Consider the following 13,750-nt stretch of genomic DNA (forward strand, 5'->3'; position numbering starts at 1 on the left):
GGCGCCGCCCTGGATGACGTCGACGACGAACTGGTCGTTGAGTTTGCCGTTCATGACGTCGGTGCAGGCGGCTTCGATGGCGTGGGCGCGTTCGGGGTCGAGGAGGCCGAGTTCGTGGTTGGTGCGGGCGGCTGCGAGTTTCACGGCGGCGAGGCCGCGGACCAGGTGCATGTTGGAGGAGAGCGGCTGGCCGGTGATGGGGAAGTTCTCCACGGCCCGGAGCGTGTGGACACCCCAGTACACGGCGGCGGGAACGTCCCGGTCACCCAGGAGATCGTGCTCGGAACGGAAGGCGGCGGCTGATGCGGTTTCGGTCATGGCTATCCTCGGGAGGCGTGGCTGGGGTGGTTAGTTGGCGGGGCGGGCTGCTACGTTGCCGGGATGAAGGCGGTGGCCGTCAGCTGCCCGACGGGGCGGCCGCCGCCCAGGACGGCTGCCGTGGCGATGCCCGCCAGCGGCGAGGTGTCGACGTCGAGCGCTTCCAGTACGCGGACGGTGACCGGCATGCGGGCGCGGTCCCCGCCGTCGGAAATTTTCACGGCCACGGCGCGGCCGTCCGGGAGGCCCACCAGCTGGACCCCTTCGAAACCGTCCTTGGCTACTGCGCCGGGGAGCAGGCGCATCAGTTCGGTGACATCGCGGCCTTCGCCCGCCACCATCTCGGGGTGCCGGATGATGGCGCGGCCGACGGCGGCTTCCGGACTTCCGGGATCGGTTACCACCGCGGCGGCAAGGCGGCCGAAGGCCCGGGCCATGCCTCGGAGGGTGAGGGCGAACAGGGGAGTGCCGCAGCCGTCGGTGCTGGTGCGCTCAGCTTCTTCGCCGGTCAGTTCCCGGACGGTGGCGGCCACGAGCTGCTGCAGCGGGTGTTCAGGATCCAGGTAGCCGCGGACCGGCCAGCCGTTGATGACGCAGGTTGCGGCCATGGCGGCGTGTTTGCCGGAACAATTCTGAGTGATCTGCGTGGCGGTGCCGCCGTTGCGGAGCCATTCTTCGCGTTCGTCCGGGCCGTACGGGAGGTCGGTGCTGTTCTCCAGCGCGTCGTCCGTTAGCCCGTGCATCTCCAGGATGCGGAGGGCGCCGTCGCGGTGCATGGCTGCTCCGGAATGGCTGGCTGCGGTGAGGGCCAGGAGGTCCGCGGGCAAGTCCAGGCCGGCGCGGACCATGGCCACGGCCTGCAGCGGCTTGAGTGATGAGCGCGGGTAGAAGCGAGCTAAGGGGTCACCCGCCGAGACCAGCGCGCGGACGCCGCCGTCAGCAGTCTGGTCCGGGGCGGTGGCGATCACCGAACCGTAGTGGATGCTCTCGACGAGCCCGTCGCGGGTCTGCACGGCCAGGGGAACGTGCTGCGGCAAGGCTGTGAGGTCCGGGGCCGGAGCCAGGGCATGGACGGGCAAGGCAGGGGAGAGCATGGAGTCCTTGGGATCGGTGACGGGCGTTGGGTGTGTGTTGCGTTTATTGGCTGAGGATGGAGTCGAGGGCTTCGCCCACGGCCTGCAGGTGATCCTGCATGGCGGAGCTGGCCTCGGCGGCATTGCCGGATTCGATGGCGGCCAGGATCCGCTGGTGTTCCTGGTCGGAGGCGTGCTGGCGGTCGGCCACCATGTTGAGGGTTTCGGACTGGTGCGCCAGGGCGTCTCGGATGTCGGAGACCACGTTTTCGAACACCTTGTTGTGGCTGGCCCGGGCGATGGCTGCATGGAAGCTGGAGTCAAGGGCCACCCAGGCTTCGGGGTCGTCCTCGGCGGCCATGGCGGCCACGATATCCCGCAGGCCTTCCAGTTCTTCGGCCGTCCGGCGCTCGGCTGCCAGGCCGGCGGCCGGGACTTCGATGTGCGGGCGGGCTTCGGTGAGGTCCAGGGCCGAGTACTGGCCGAGGACCAGGTCCTTGGCTACCCGGTTGGCCACCACAAACGTGCCGCGGCCGGTTTTGGTGGTGGTGAGGCCCAGGGCGTTGCAGGAGCGCAGCGCTTCACGGACCACGGAACGGCTCACCCCGTACTGCTGGGAGAGTGTGGCTTCGGAGCTCAGTTTGGCGCCGATTCCGAGCTTGCCGGACTCGATGTCGGTGCGGAGGACGTTGAAGACGGCTTCGGCTGCGCTAAGGCGGGCGAGGGGCTGTCCTGCTGTCCGGCTGTCTGACAGGTTCACGCTTAAAATATGGCACGGGTCACACGGGGTGTCAACTGTGGATCGGACCGCCCCGGAACTGTTGATTGTATATGCGGTACGTTCGTACCTATTCCGCCCTTTACGCAGACCGTCCCGGCCCCTAGACTTGGATTCTGAAGTGAATCGGTACGTTCGTACCTATCAGGAGGTCCGGAATGGCCGATATGTTCGCTGACAGGCTTGCCGCCGAAGTAAAGGCACGACGTGCAGCACTGCGCCTGACCCAGCACGACCTTGCCCACCTCGCAGGGGTATCCGAGCGTTTCGTCCGTTTTGTGGAACAGGGGAAGCGCAGCGTTCAGCTGGACTCGCTCCTGGCTGTGCTCGAAACGCTTGGCCTGGAGCTTCAGCTGGCCACGCGGACACGCCCCGCGGCCCGCGCCATTGACGGTCCGCGCGTCCCTGACGGCCCACGCGCCGCCGACGGCGGCCCCGCTTCGTCCAGACCGCTGGGGGAGAACCGGTCATGAGGCACCGCGTGGCCGATGTCTACAAGGCAGGTGTGCTGGCCGCCCGGCTGGAGCGGCACGACGGCGGGACCAAATTCAGCTACCTGCCGGCGTACCTCGCGGCGGGAGGTCCCGCCGTCGCCAGTTCCCTGCCGCTGAGCACCCAGCCGGTGCTGTCAGCGGCGGGGGCCGCGCCACCGTACTTCACCGGCCTCCTGCCGGAGGGCAGGCGGCTGAATGCGCTGCGGCGATCGGTGAAGACCAGCGTGGATGACGAACTCTCGCTCCTGATCGCCGCCGGGGCCAACCCCGTGGGCGATGTGCAGATCGTTGGCCATGGTGAGCCGCTGGACCCGGACGAACACGCCGTCGAGCTGAACCCGAAGGCGCCGGTCGATTTCGACGCACTGCTGGGCGATTCCGGCCTGATTGACCCCGTGGCCCTCGCGGGCGTGCAGGACAAGCTCTCCGCCGGGATGATCTCCATGCCGGTGGCCAGCGCAGGCAGGCGCTACATTCTCAAGCTCAATGCTCCGGAGTTCCCGCATGTAGTGGAGAACGAGCTGGTGATGTTCCGTTATGCCGCCAAACTGCGGATTCCGCTGAGCAAGGTCCGGCTGATCCGGGATGTCGAAGGCCGGCCGGGGCTCCTGGTGGAGCGGTTCGACCGGATCCCGCTGGCGGGCGGTGCGCCCGGGGCGGTGCAGCGGCTCGCCGTCGAGGACGGCGCCCAGGTGCTGGGGCTGTATCCCGCGGACAAGTACAACGTGGCGTACGGGCAGGTGTGCCGCGCCCTGGCGGAGTACTGCGCGGCACCGCTGCCGGCACTGCGGAACCTGGCCATCCAGGCGGCGTTCGCGTGGCTGAGCGGGAATGGCGATCTGCACGCCAAGAATGTGTCGATGGTGCAGCTGCCGTCGGGGGAGTGGTCCATCGCGCCGGTCTATGACATCCCCTCCACAGTGGTTTACGGGGACAAAACGCTCGCACTGACCTTGGACGGCAAACGCACCGGGATCTCGCGGAAGCACTTCCTGGGATGGGCCGCCGGCCTGGGGCTGGCGGAACGCGCCGCCGTGCAGGTGCTGGAGCTGGGACTGAGGGCGTCGGGTCCGCTGGTGGCCGACCTTGAGGCGGGTACGGCTTTTGCCGGAACGAACGACGGCGGCGCCTCACCGTTTTCGCCGATGGTCACCAGGCAGTGGCTCAGGGAGCTCAAGCACCGGCGCAGGCTGCTGGAAGCGTAGGAAGTGACTAGAGGTGCTGGATCCCGGCGCGCTGCATCGCGTCCCGGTAGATCTCAACGCTCTTGCTCAGCAGTTCTTCCTGCTTGTTGGCGGAAACCGCGAAGGCCCGGCCGCCGAGGGCGCTGGCCTTGTAGATCTTGATTCCGGAGTTCTTCAGGGACTGGTGGTACGTCTTCTCGAAGAGGGTCAGGAAAGTCTGGGCGTCCGTGCCGTGGGCGATGATGGCCGAGACGCGCCTGTTGATCTTCAGGAACTGGCGGAAGGGCCGGAGTCCGTCCGTCTTTTCCTGGACGTTGAGGGCGGAGGGCAGATCGGGGTCCCGCACCCAGGGGTAGGCATTCCACGGCATGACGTAGCGGGGGTCGAGCTCCACGATTTCGTAGATCGACGTGGCCCGCCGGGCTGCTTCATCGTCGTTGAAATGGGATACGAAGCCCGATTCGGTGCCCTTGCCTGGGCTGACATGGAGACTGACGATCCTGCACTCGTCCTCGTCATGGACGGGGTCAATGTACGGGACGATGGATCCCGGCTTCTTTTCCATGAGTTCGTCGCAAAGCTGGGTTACAGCAGCGATGTTCGGTTCCTGCAGCAGGGCCTTTTTTTCGTCCCAGTCAATCGTCACGATTTCTCCCTCAGCACAAGGCGTCCAGAATCAGGCGTCTGGTTCCACTCTACGCTTTTGGCCGGGGTTGATGTTCTGCGGATTTCCGGAACCAGCCGATTCCGCACCGCTTCCGGCCTCCACGGCAAGAGGCTCCCGACCTATTTCCTGCCGGACCGTACGGGCGTACGCTTAAAGCGCCTGCAGGTAACCGTTCAGATAACGCGGGCCGTTCGGGACATGCGAATGTCCGGGCCGTCTCATAGCGAGATCGCGAAGGTACCTGCAGGTCTTTGCTGTTTAAGGCGGTCTTTTGCGATTCAGGCGCGGTGATTCAGGCGCGCGTCAGCGCTCTGATTAGCGCGCGCGTCAGCCGGATAACCCGCCGCCCCTCACGCAGCTGCCGCGGCCCTTGTCCTGACGTGCTTGAGCGCCTTGGCCCGGTGCCTGAGTTCACGGCGGTGGCGGGATGCTGCTCTTTCGGGAGGCTCATGTCCCGGCAACGGCGGGGCTGTGGACTGGTAGCCGTGCCCGGTGGGCGTTGTCAGTTGGAGCGTGTGCCGGGGTCCAGGCAGGGGACGGGAGCGCCAGCCGGGGGCTTCCTTGATGTGGTTGCAGGCTTCACAGAGCCCTGCCCCGTTGACTCGAGTGGTGGTTCCGCCGCTGTGCCACGGCAGGACGTGATCCAGATGCCTGATCGGAGCGTCGCAAAATGGCGTGCGGCAGGTGTGGTCGCGGACCTGGATGAAGCGGCGCAGTCCTGACGGAAAGAGGCGTGCCCGGGAGTCCATCGCCACGAGATCACCGCTGCCCGGGGCGGTGTAGAGCCGCCGCAGCCATACGTTCAGGGAACGTCCGTGGCCCTGGCCTTGGGCAGCGACCTCCCGCGCCCACCCCGCCGGGACGATGCCGTAACCCGGAAGCCGGGCCGGTTCACTGCCTCCCTGAAACAGTGTGCGGTCGGTCATGACCAGCTGGATCTCTACCCCGCTGATTCCGCCTGCCGTTCCCGTGACGCGTTCCACCAGCGCATCAGCCATCAGTTGGCCGCGGGAACGTGCATCTCCGTCGGATCGGAACGTGTCCGCCTGCCTGGTGAGGGCCGCGTGGACGGCCACGCCCTCGGCAACCGGGAGGAATGCCGTCACGTAGCACATGGTGTCCGGCGCGGGACGAAGACTGACATGGCGCTCCGCGGCAGCGTGGCTGGCGCGGTCCGTAACGGACCTCGGATCGCGCCGATAGGCGGCTGACCGCGCCGCGGCAATAACGGCACGGTCGCCTGCCCCGCTGAACCTCCCGACGTCGGACGCCAACTCCTCGTCAACGGCGCTGCGGTCAGCCGCGGACAGGCAGGCAGTCTCACGCACCAGAAGTGTGGCTCGCCATTCATTGAGCTGGCCCGACTGCAGGCCGGCAAGGGTGTGCGGCATCTCGGTGACGAGCGCCTTCGCCAGGCCCAGGAGTCGACTGCCTTTGGCCGGTGATTCCCGCCGGGCGAGAGCGACCTGCGCAGCGACACCGGCACCGAGCTGCTCGGTGGGGACGCCAGCACTGGCCTGCTCTCTGCGCTGCTTTAGGTCGAACGCGACCGCGATCCGGGCCTGCCGCGCGGCGGCAGCGGATTTCAGATCCTCAAGTTCACGGAGCTGGTCGATCATCCCTGCGCTGTCCGCGGCCGGCCGCGTGTCAGCCAGTGTGCGGATCATTTCCCTGACCGACACACCGCCCCTTGTATTCGAGACCCGCCCAGGTCCCTGACTGCCGTCCATGCATTAAGTTTCCCCGCGACCACCGACATTTAAGTGGTCATGGGCAAGGGGCGTCGCCTCCGGTCCCGGGACCCGAGGCGACGCCCCTTGCTTGCGCTCCTAGTGCTGGCCCAGGCCGCCTGCCGCAGGCGGAAGGCCGCCGTCGCGGTTTTCTTCGTCCCTGCGCTCGGCGGCGCTTCTAGTGTCGCTGTCGGCGGTCTCATCCGAGTCGCCTTCGAAATCGACCAGGCCGTTGGTCTGGTCGAACGGCTTGGCGATCCGGTCATCGCTCAACGCGGAACCGGAACCGGAGCCGGAACCGGAGACCGTGCCGGGCGCCTCCGCAGGCTCCACATAGCCGGAAGCATCGGTGGCCGGAACGGCCGATACCGGGGTCTCGGAAACGGGAGTCGTGGTGCGCGCGGGCTCCGCGTCCTTGTCCCGCATGCTCGCGGCCACGCCTGCCGCCGCGGCCGCGGCAACTCCCACGCCCGCAGCGACTTTTCCGGAGACGCCGGCCTTGCCGGAATCGCCGCGTGAAGCCACTGCCGCCTCCACTCCGGGAGTGCCTGTCGTGGCGCCCTCGTTGACAGTTCCCCGCCAGGCGCCGCTCGCGTAGCCCTCGTCCTCGATGAAGTCCTTGAACCTCTTCAGGTCTCCCTCAACCTGCCGGTCGACGACGTGGAGCTTGTCTCCGATGGTCTCCACGATGCCGTGCGGCTCGTATTCGAGCGACAGCTGCACCGAGGTCTGGCCGCCGCCTACGTCTTCGAACGTCACAGCCCCTGCATTTGTCGCGCCCTCAGTCGCAGCCCACGCGACCTTACGGTCCGGGACCTGCTCCAGGATTTTCGCCTCCCACTGCCGGCGCACACCCGCAATCTCAGCCACCCATTGAAGGCGGTCGTCGCTGAGCTGCGTCACGCTCTTCACGCCACCCATGAAGTGCGGAAATTCCTCAAACTGGGTCCACTGGTTGTACGCCGTGCTTGCCGGGACGTTGACCAGAATGCGTTTCTCGACCTTCGTGCTCATGGTGTCTCCTTTGACTAGGACGGTTTGTACGTTGCCTGGCGATCACGATGGTTTTCGCCAACTAATCAGTATGCTTACTATAACTTTGATGCAGCCATCCGGCTAGAGTTTCTTTGGCGGCCTCCGCCGTTCCACGAGTTCACGAGCCAAGGAACCCCCACCATGCAGGTCACCAAACGGGCGCTCCGGGAAGACGGTTTCGCCGGCTTCAGGACCTTCGCTGACGTCGAGGTCAACCGGATTCCGCAGGCACCGGGGATCTTCGCTGTCCTCCAGCCCGACGGATTCCAGGTGCAGTTCCTGGCGAAAAGCACGGCCGGGGTGTTCAAGAAAAAGGACCCATCGCTCCCCGCGGCAGACCTCGCCGCTGAATGGGTGGACGGCGCGGAGGTCCTCTACGTCGGAAAGGCAGGACCGGGGAGCAAGGGCAACCGCGGCCTGCGCCGGCAGATCCAGGAATTCCTGGACTTTGGCAACGGCAAGCCGCCCGGACACTGGGACGGGCGGCTCATCTGGCAACTCGCAAACGCCAGGTCGCTGCTCATCGCGTGGAAAGAGCTGCCCGCCGGCGGACTGAACGAGGCTGAGGCCAAGTATCACGCAAACTTTCGCGAGGCATACGGCCGCCTGCCCTACGCCAACCTGGTGCAGGCCCGGGTCAAGGGCTAGGCATGCGCCGCATTCGCGCCGTAAGTTGCTGAGGGCGCAGCCGGAGAACGACGACGGCGGGCGGCGCTTTGGGGCCTCAAGTGTCCGTTCGCGCTGGTCAGGCTTCGGACGCAACCGTCCCGCCGTCGTCGTAGGTGAACTTTCCGGCAACCAGCGTCGCCGCCACCGGCATCGACGCGAACACCTGGTCTGAAACGGCGAGCGGGTCATCGTTGAGCACGGCGAGGTCCGCGGGGTCGCCCACCCGGATACGGCTCCTTCCCCGGGCGGACGCCGCCAGGGCTTCCTCCCGGGTGATTGCCTGCTCCGGGTGCCAGGGTTCGCGCCCGTCCGGTCCTGACCGGGTGGTGGCGGCCGACATCGCGGTCCAAGGATCCAGGGGTGCCACCGGAGCATCCGAACCCAGCGCCAGCGTGGCCCCGGCAGCCAGCAGCGACCGCAGCGGGAACGCCCGGTCGGTGCGGTCGCCCCAGTTGGCGTCGGCGGCGTCGCGGTCGTCGAGGGCATGCGCCGGCTGGACGCTCGCTGTGAGGCCCAGCCGGCCAAAGCGGGCGAAGTCCTCCTGCCGGACAAACTGGGCATGTTCGATCCGTCCCCGGATGCCGGCGGCCTCGAAGGCGTCCAGCGCCACCTGGTTCGCGGCGTCGCCGATCGCGTGGACTGCGGGAACGAAGCCGGCGTCCCTGGCCCGGACCAGCAGCGCCAGCAGCTCCGGCCCGCTGACGGTGAGCAGGCCCCGCCCGCCGTGCGGATAGGGGTCCACGCAGTAGGCGGTGCGGGTGTTGAGCGAGCCGTCGATCAGCACCTTGAGCGGCCCTACCCGGAGCAGGCCGTTCCCGCCGGGGATGTCCTGCCCTGTCCGCATGGCCTCGCGCCGGGCACGGTCCAGGTCCTCCGGATAGACGCCCGCCTCCACCCGCAGGAAGCCGAAACCGCCGCTGACCCGCCGCAGCCACACATCGCGGTTCCAGGTCATCTCGAAGTCCACGATCCCCACCACCCCGCGGGCGGCGGCTTTCCGTGCAGCCGCGCCCACCCAGCCGTCCACCACCGCGTCAGGCAGCCGGCCGAGCTCCCGGGTCAGGGCAAACGCCGGTTCCTCCCGCAGCAGGCCGCCGGCGCCCACCTCCACCCCGTAGCGTTTCGCGGCAGCACTGTTCAGCCAGACGCAGTGGAGGTCATGGCTGATCAGCGCTGCAGGCACTCCGTGAGTCACGGCGTCGAGCATCGCCAGGCTGGGAACGTCCGCCCAGACGGCGTCGCGGAAGCCGACGCCCACCAGCGTGGGGATGCCGCCGCCGTCGTTCTCGCCTTGCACCCCAACGCCGGGGCGGCTGCCGGCGATACGGGAACGGACGACCTCGACGGCGTCACCCGCGGACGCGGCGTGCGACAGATCGATCCGGTTGGCGGCCATGGCCCACTGCGTCATATGCACATGCTCATCCCACAGGCCCGGAATGGCGTACCGGCCGCCGAAGTCAACGGTGCGGGCGCCGCTACGGTGTTCACCCGCCGCCGTTATCCGGGTGACAACGCCGCGGGAAATGTGAATGTCCGAACAGTCCGTCCCCCCTGGCTGCCGGACGGAGGCAATGACAAGGTCAGGTGCAGCGGATGCAGCGGGTTCAGGCATACGGACAGGCTACTAAGAGTTTCCCTCTGCGCGGCTCCTGATCCCGTGGAGCATCCGCCGGGACATGACGAAACTGGCAACCTCCACCACCTCAACGAGGCACCGCGCCCACCACTGCCGGTAGGCGTACCGTTCCCGCACCACCAAACGCGTGGTGCCGCCAGGCTGAGGCTGCAGGACGAACGCCCAGGTGAAGTCGAACGGCCCGGGCGGGGATCCGGGAGGAACGCGAAGTACCAGCGCGTTGCCCCGCTCCACCAACCCCACCTCCAGGTCCGCGGAAGCAGCCGGTGCCAGGTGAAAGCGGTCGCCTGCCTTGATGTCCTGCCACTCAGGGTGGATGCGGTCGGCACTGTGGATGTCCAGGCCGATGAGGTTTTCCAGGAAATCGTAGCTGTAGAGTCCACCGCGTCCCTGCCCCATCTGCGCCAGCCAGGGCCACACGTCATTCGCCGGAGCCTTGATGGTGACGGCCCGCGTGGACTGCAGATCCGCCGTAGACAGGAGATCGTCGCCCGGCAGGCCGCCGTCGGCTTCGGCGTCTGTGGCACCCCAGCGCAACTGAAAGCGCCGGAACACGAAGGCCGATGCCACCAGCCAGGCGAACACTGCGGGCTTGGAAATTTGCTTCAGGGTCCGTGGCTTCGTCATCGGGCAATTCTCCAGAGCGCCGGTTCCCCTGTCACGGGCCATAAGCCCCGGGCCGGCACTGCGGCCAGCCCGCGCAGGCCGCCTTATAGGGGTCTTTCGTCCCTTACCGGCGCTGTGCGGGACCGCCATCCTTGATGTGGGGCATCTCACGCCTGCGTTACTCACGCACGCACCTTGGGGAGGGAAATGCTTCGCCGATCAACACCAGGTCTCGCTACATCATTGGGGAAGGGCTGGCGCCATGCGCCTCCCGGACATAGCAGGAGACCCGGCTTTATGAATCAGCACGCCCGAACTGTCCTGGGTACTCGACCCTCCGTCCCGTCCCGTCATGGGGCCCCATCCACCACGCACTATGAGCACTCTGACCATCGGCTGAAGGTGGTGGTCCGCATTGAAGCGGACCTGACGGCCGCCAATATCGAAGTCCGTGGCGTTGTGACGGGGGCCAACCTCCGAGCGCTGTATGTCGTGGCGCGGCGAACCACTTCACTGCTGCACGGCAAAGAACTCACCATCGATCTCTCCCACGCCCGGGTCACCGATACGGTCCTTGAACAACTCCACGAATGCGCCCGCCTGTCCCGGCTGGCATCGGGAGTGGATCATTCGGTGGTCGCGTGCCGCGTGAAGATTGTTGACCCCGGCTTTATCCACAGAGTCAAGGAGTACGCATGAAAGCGCTCGTCTACGGCGGCCCCGGCGAAAAGTCATGGACCGACGTCCCGGATCCCGCCATCCAGGACCCCAGCGACGTGATCGTCAAGGTGGACACCACCACCATCTGTGGAACGGATCTGCACATCCTCAAGGGGGACGTGCCTGCGGTGCAGAAGGGCAGGATCCTGGGGCACGAAGGCGTGGGAACCATCACCGAGGTGGGCTCCTCGGTCACCAGCCTGAAAGTCGGGGACCGTGTCATCATCTCCTGCATCAAGTCCTGCGGACACTGCGCCAACTGCAAGACCGGCCTTTATTCGCACTGCATGGGCGAGGAAGGGTCAGCGGGTATCGGCTGGGTCTTCGGTCACCTGATTGACGGCACGCAGGCCGAATTCGTGCGCGTCCCGTACGCGGAGAACTCCCTGCACCTTCTCCCTGAAGGAGTCAGCGACGACCAGGCCGTGATGCTCTCCGACATCCTGCCCACCGGCTTTGAGATCGGCGTGCAGTACGGGCGGGTCAAGCCGGGGGACACCGTGGCGGTTGTGGGCGCGGGACCGGTCGGGTTGGCAGCTATCGCCACCGCCGGGCTGTACGGCGCGGCCACCATCATCGCGGTCGACCTGGACGCGAACCGGCTGGAAAAGTCCCGCGAGTTCGGCGCCACCGACGTCGTGCTCTCCGGCGACGCCGACTGGAAGGAACAAGTCCTTGCGCTCACGGATGGTCAGGGCGTGGATGTGGCCATCGAAGCGGTGGGCATTCCGGCGACCTTCACCATGTGCACGGACATTGTCCGTCCCGGCGGCAACGTGGCCAATGTGGGCGTGCATGGCAAGTCCGTCGAACTCCATGTGGAGGACCTCTGGATCCAGAACATCAACATCAGCATGGGCCTGGTCAATGCCAACACCACGCCCATGCTCCTCAAGCTGGTGGCCCAGAAGAAGGTTCCGGCCGAGAAATTCGCCACCCACCACTTCACGTTCGACCAGTTCATGGAGGCATACGACACCTTCGCCCGCGCCGCCGAAACCAAGGCCCTCAAAGTCGTGATCACGGCGTGAAAGCGTCCCGCTCGCTCAAAAGAGCGGGCGGACAAAGCCCCGGGGGGCCAAGCAAGAGGCAAGAAAGGACTGCGACCATGAAACCAGGCCGGATAGTCATGCTGGTGCTCGGCACCCTCGCCGCCCTGATGGGGCTTGGGCTGCTGACTGGCGCCGGCTTCGTCGGATGGGTCAACTTCCAGCAGCGCGACAACGGATATCTGACCACGCCCACCGAGCGCTACGATGTGGCCACCCGGGCCATCACCTCGCCCGGCCTGGACGTCCTGGTGGACGAGGAACTGCCGGACGTCCTGCCGGTGGACAGCGCCGGCCGCCTGCTGTTGCGGGGAACGGCGGCATCCGGCAAACAGATCTTTATCGGCATCGGACCCCAGGAAGACGTGGCCCGGTACCTCGACAACGTCCGGCATTCCGAAATCACCGAGTTGAAGTCCTACCCGTTCCGCGTCCAGTACCGTGAGGTCCCCGGGGACGCCGTACCGGCTGCCCCTGGCGCCCAGTCATTCTGGTCCACGTCCGCGCAGGGCACCGGAACCCAGCAGATTGAGTGGGACCTGCGCAGCGGCCGCTGGGCAGTGGTGGTCATGAACGCCGACGGCGCCGCTCCGGTTTCCGTGGACCTGCAGGCAGGCGTCCGGTCCGATCTGCTCTGGCCGGTCTTCATCGGCCTCCTGATCGGCGGCATTGTCCTGCTGGCGGTGGGTGTGCCGCTGATTGTGGCCGGCGCCGCCGGGCTCGGCAGGCACGGCCCGCCGCCGCATTACCCGGCGGCCGCGCCCCCGGGTCCCGGGTCCGTGCCGGTTGGCCCGGACGCGCATGCCCCGTACCCCACAGCCCCGGGGACCGCGACCCCTTACCCCACAGCAGCTGCGGTGATACCGCCCGGAGGCCGCAGTACGCCGCTTCCCACGGACCCGCAGCCCTCGGACACCTCCCGGTACCCCGTGCGGCTGAATGGCTACCTCGACCCCGGGCTCTCCCGCGGCATGTGGCTGATCAAGTGGTTCCTGGCCATCCCGCACTACATCGTGCTGTTCTTCCTCTGGTTCGCCTTCTTCGTAACCACCATCGTGGCCGGCTTTGCCATCCTGTTCACCGGCCGCTATCCGCGCTCGCTGTTCAATTTCAACGTCGGCGTCCTGCGGTGGAACTGGCGGGTAGCCTTCTATGCCTACGCCGCGATCGGGACGGACCGCTATCCGCCCTTCACGCTGGCGCGGACCGACTACCCTGCAGATTTCGACGTCGAGTACCCCGAACACCTTTCCCGCGGCCTGGTGCTGGTCAAGTGGTGGCTGTTGGCCCTTCCCCAACTCCTGATCGTGGCCGCCTTCTCAGGTGCGGCAAGCACCTGGGGCGAGCGGCGTACATGGGTGGACGGAAGATGGGTCGATGGTACCTGGGTTGACGGAACCTGGGTGGGATACCAGGGCGGCGGCGGAATCTCGCTGATCGGCCTGCTGGTGATCGTGGCCGGATTCAGCCTGCTGTTTACGGGGCGCTTCGGCCGGAGGCTTTTTGACCTGCTGATCGGCCTGAACCGCTGGACCCACCGCGTTATTGCTTACGTGGCGCTGATGCGGGACGAGTACCCGCCTTTCCGCCTCGACATGGGGCCGGCGGACCCGGCCGACGCTCCGCCGGCAGGCTATCTGCCGCCTCCGGTGCCCGCCTCACAGTACGTTGTGCCTCCTGGCCCTCCGGCGCCCCCGCATGGGGGCTCCCTGGCCACGGAAGCGCCCCCGGCCACGGAACCGCCTCCGGTGCCCCCGCGCGCGGAGCCTCCGAGGGTCTGACCCTGCT

Annotated in this window: 14 protein-coding genes; 6 read left to right on the forward strand and 8 right to left on the reverse strand. The window is 67.0% G+C overall.

The window, feature by feature from the left end:
- The 3 genes from ACFVWT_RS21580 to ACFVWT_RS21590 form a co-directional block, all read right to left on the reverse strand.
- Nucleotides 1-318: lyase family protein (locus ACFVWT_RS21580; protein ID WP_390251526.1), on the reverse strand; the 318-nt coding region annotated here is incomplete at its 3' end.
- A 50-nt stretch (nucleotides 319-368) separates the two neighbouring features.
- Nucleotides 369-1,412, reverse strand: a complete 1,044-nt coding sequence (locus ACFVWT_RS21585) for an asparaginase (RefSeq protein ID WP_390251528.1) — start codon at nucleotides 1,410-1,412, stop codon at nucleotides 369-371.
- A gap of 43 nt (nucleotides 1,413-1,455) precedes the next feature.
- Nucleotides 1,456-2,151 (reverse strand): FadR/GntR family transcriptional regulator, encoded by a 696-nt coding sequence (locus ACFVWT_RS21590; RefSeq protein WP_390251530.1) that lies wholly within the window; start codon nucleotides 2,149-2,151, stop codon nucleotides 1,456-1,458.
- Nucleotides 2,152-2,327: 176 nt separating this feature from the next.
- On the opposite strand from ACFVWT_RS21590, the gene ACFVWT_RS21595 reads away from it, so the two are divergent.
- Both ACFVWT_RS21595 and ACFVWT_RS21600 read left to right on the forward strand, forming a co-directional pair.
- Nucleotides 2,328-2,642, forward strand: a complete 315-nt coding sequence (locus ACFVWT_RS21595; protein WP_390251532.1) for a helix-turn-helix transcriptional regulator — start codon at nucleotides 2,328-2,330, stop codon at nucleotides 2,640-2,642.
- Nucleotides 2,639-3,868 carry a type II toxin-antitoxin system HipA family toxin gene (locus ACFVWT_RS21600; RefSeq protein ID WP_390251534.1) on the forward strand — a complete coding sequence of 410 codons (1,230 nt, stop codon included), beginning with the start codon at nucleotides 2,639-2,641 and terminating at the stop codon, nucleotides 3,866-3,868. Before ACFVWT_RS21595 ends, ACFVWT_RS21600 begins: the two co-directional genes overlap by 4 nt.
- A gap of 7 nt (nucleotides 3,869-3,875) precedes the next feature.
- On the opposite strand, the gene ACFVWT_RS21605 is transcribed toward ACFVWT_RS21600, so the two are convergent.
- From ACFVWT_RS21605 to ACFVWT_RS21615, 3 genes are all read right to left on the reverse strand, one after another.
- Complete coding sequence (locus ACFVWT_RS21605) at nucleotides 3,876-4,493, reverse strand: uracil-DNA glycosylase (protein WP_011693794.1); 618 nt, start codon at nucleotides 4,491-4,493, stop codon at nucleotides 3,876-3,878.
- Between the two features lie 371 nt (nucleotides 4,494-4,864).
- A complete protein-coding gene (locus tag ACFVWT_RS21610; protein WP_390251536.1) occupies nucleotides 4,865-6,244 on the reverse strand; it encodes an HNH endonuclease in 1,380 nt (459 codons plus the stop codon).
- 99 nt (nucleotides 6,245-6,343) lie between these two features.
- The gene (locus tag ACFVWT_RS21615; protein WP_390251538.1) at nucleotides 6,344-7,258 is read right to left on the reverse strand and encodes an SRPBCC family protein; all 915 of its coding nucleotides are present in this window, start codon (nucleotides 7,256-7,258) and stop codon (nucleotides 6,344-6,346) included.
- Nucleotides 7,259-7,420: 162 nt separating this feature from the next.
- On the opposite strand from ACFVWT_RS21615, the gene ACFVWT_RS21620 reads away from it, so the two are divergent.
- Nucleotides 7,421-7,927, forward strand: a complete 507-nt coding sequence (locus ACFVWT_RS21620; RefSeq protein ID WP_390251540.1) for a hypothetical protein — start codon at nucleotides 7,421-7,423, stop codon at nucleotides 7,925-7,927.
- Nucleotides 7,928-8,024: 97 nt separating this feature from the next.
- Here ACFVWT_RS21620 and ACFVWT_RS21625 read toward each other — a convergent pair whose 3' ends face one another.
- Nucleotides 8,025-9,563, reverse strand: coding sequence for an amidohydrolase (locus ACFVWT_RS21625; RefSeq protein ID WP_390251542.1), 1,539 nt, complete (start codon nucleotides 9,561-9,563; stop codon nucleotides 8,025-8,027).
- Between the two features lie 12 nt (nucleotides 9,564-9,575).
- On the reverse strand, nucleotides 9,576-10,214 hold the full coding sequence (locus tag ACFVWT_RS21630; RefSeq protein ID WP_390251544.1) for an SRPBCC family protein: 639 nt from the start codon (nucleotides 10,212-10,214) through the stop codon (nucleotides 9,576-9,578).
- A gap of 276 nt (nucleotides 10,215-10,490) precedes the next feature.
- Here ACFVWT_RS21630 and ACFVWT_RS21635 point away from each other — a divergent pair, with 276 nt between their 5' ends.
- From ACFVWT_RS21635 to ACFVWT_RS21645, 3 genes are all read left to right on the forward strand, one after another.
- Nucleotides 10,491-10,892, forward strand: coding sequence for a hypothetical protein (locus ACFVWT_RS21635; RefSeq protein ID WP_390251546.1), 402 nt, complete (start codon nucleotides 10,491-10,493; stop codon nucleotides 10,890-10,892).
- Complete coding sequence (locus ACFVWT_RS21640) at nucleotides 10,889-11,944, forward strand: zinc-dependent alcohol dehydrogenase family protein (protein WP_390251548.1); 1,056 nt, start codon at nucleotides 10,889-10,891, stop codon at nucleotides 11,942-11,944. The genes ACFVWT_RS21635 and ACFVWT_RS21640 overlap by 4 nt, the downstream gene beginning before the upstream one ends.
- Before the next feature lie 77 nt (nucleotides 11,945-12,021).
- Nucleotides 12,022-13,743 carry a DUF4389 domain-containing protein gene (locus ACFVWT_RS21645; RefSeq protein WP_390251550.1) on the forward strand — a complete coding sequence of 574 codons (1,722 nt, stop codon included), beginning with the start codon at nucleotides 12,022-12,024 and terminating at the stop codon, nucleotides 13,741-13,743.
- The last annotated feature ends 7 nt before the right edge of the window (nucleotides 13,744-13,750 follow it).

The sequence above is a fragment of the Arthrobacter sp. NPDC058288 genome (assembly GCF_042880995.1).
Lineage (GTDB): Bacteria > Actinomycetota > Actinomycetes > Actinomycetales > Micrococcaceae > Arthrobacter.

Bases quoted from the DNA above. Each gene is read 5' to 3' on its own strand.
- ACFVWT_RS21610 (WP_390251536.1), bottom strand. From the start codon at position 6,244: ATGGACGGCAGTCAGGGACCTGGGCGGGTCTCGAATACAAGGGGCGGT.
- ACFVWT_RS21595 (WP_390251532.1), top strand. From the start codon at position 2,328: ATGGCCGATATGTTCGCTGACAGGCTTGCCGCCGAAGTAAAGGCACGA.
- ACFVWT_RS21645 (WP_390251550.1), top strand. From the start codon at position 12,022: ATGAAACCAGGCCGGATAGTCATGCTGGTGCTCGGCACCCTCGCCGCC.
- ACFVWT_RS21620 (WP_390251540.1), top strand. From the start codon at position 7,421: ATGCAGGTCACCAAACGGGCGCTCCGGGAAGACGGTTTCGCCGGCTTC.
- ACFVWT_RS21635 (WP_390251546.1), top strand. From the start codon at position 10,491: ATGAATCAGCACGCCCGAACTGTCCTGGGTACTCGACCCTCCGTCCCG.
- ACFVWT_RS21600 (WP_390251534.1), top strand. From the start codon at position 2,639: ATGAGGCACCGCGTGGCCGATGTCTACAAGGCAGGTGTGCTGGCCGCC.
- ACFVWT_RS21625 (WP_390251542.1), bottom strand. From the start codon at position 9,563: ATGCCTGAACCCGCTGCATCCGCTGCACCTGACCTTGTCATTGCCTCC.
- ACFVWT_RS21630 (WP_390251544.1), bottom strand. From the start codon at position 10,214: ATGACGAAGCCACGGACCCTGAAGCAAATTTCCAAGCCCGCAGTGTTC.
- ACFVWT_RS21585 (WP_390251528.1), bottom strand. From the start codon at position 1,412: ATGCTCTCCCCTGCCTTGCCCGTCCATGCCCTGGCTCCGGCCCCGGAC.
- ACFVWT_RS21615 (WP_390251538.1), bottom strand. From the start codon at position 7,258: ATGAGCACGAAGGTCGAGAAACGCATTCTGGTCAACGTCCCGGCAAGC.
- ACFVWT_RS21640 (WP_390251548.1), top strand. From the start codon at position 10,889: ATGAAAGCGCTCGTCTACGGCGGCCCCGGCGAAAAGTCATGGACCGAC.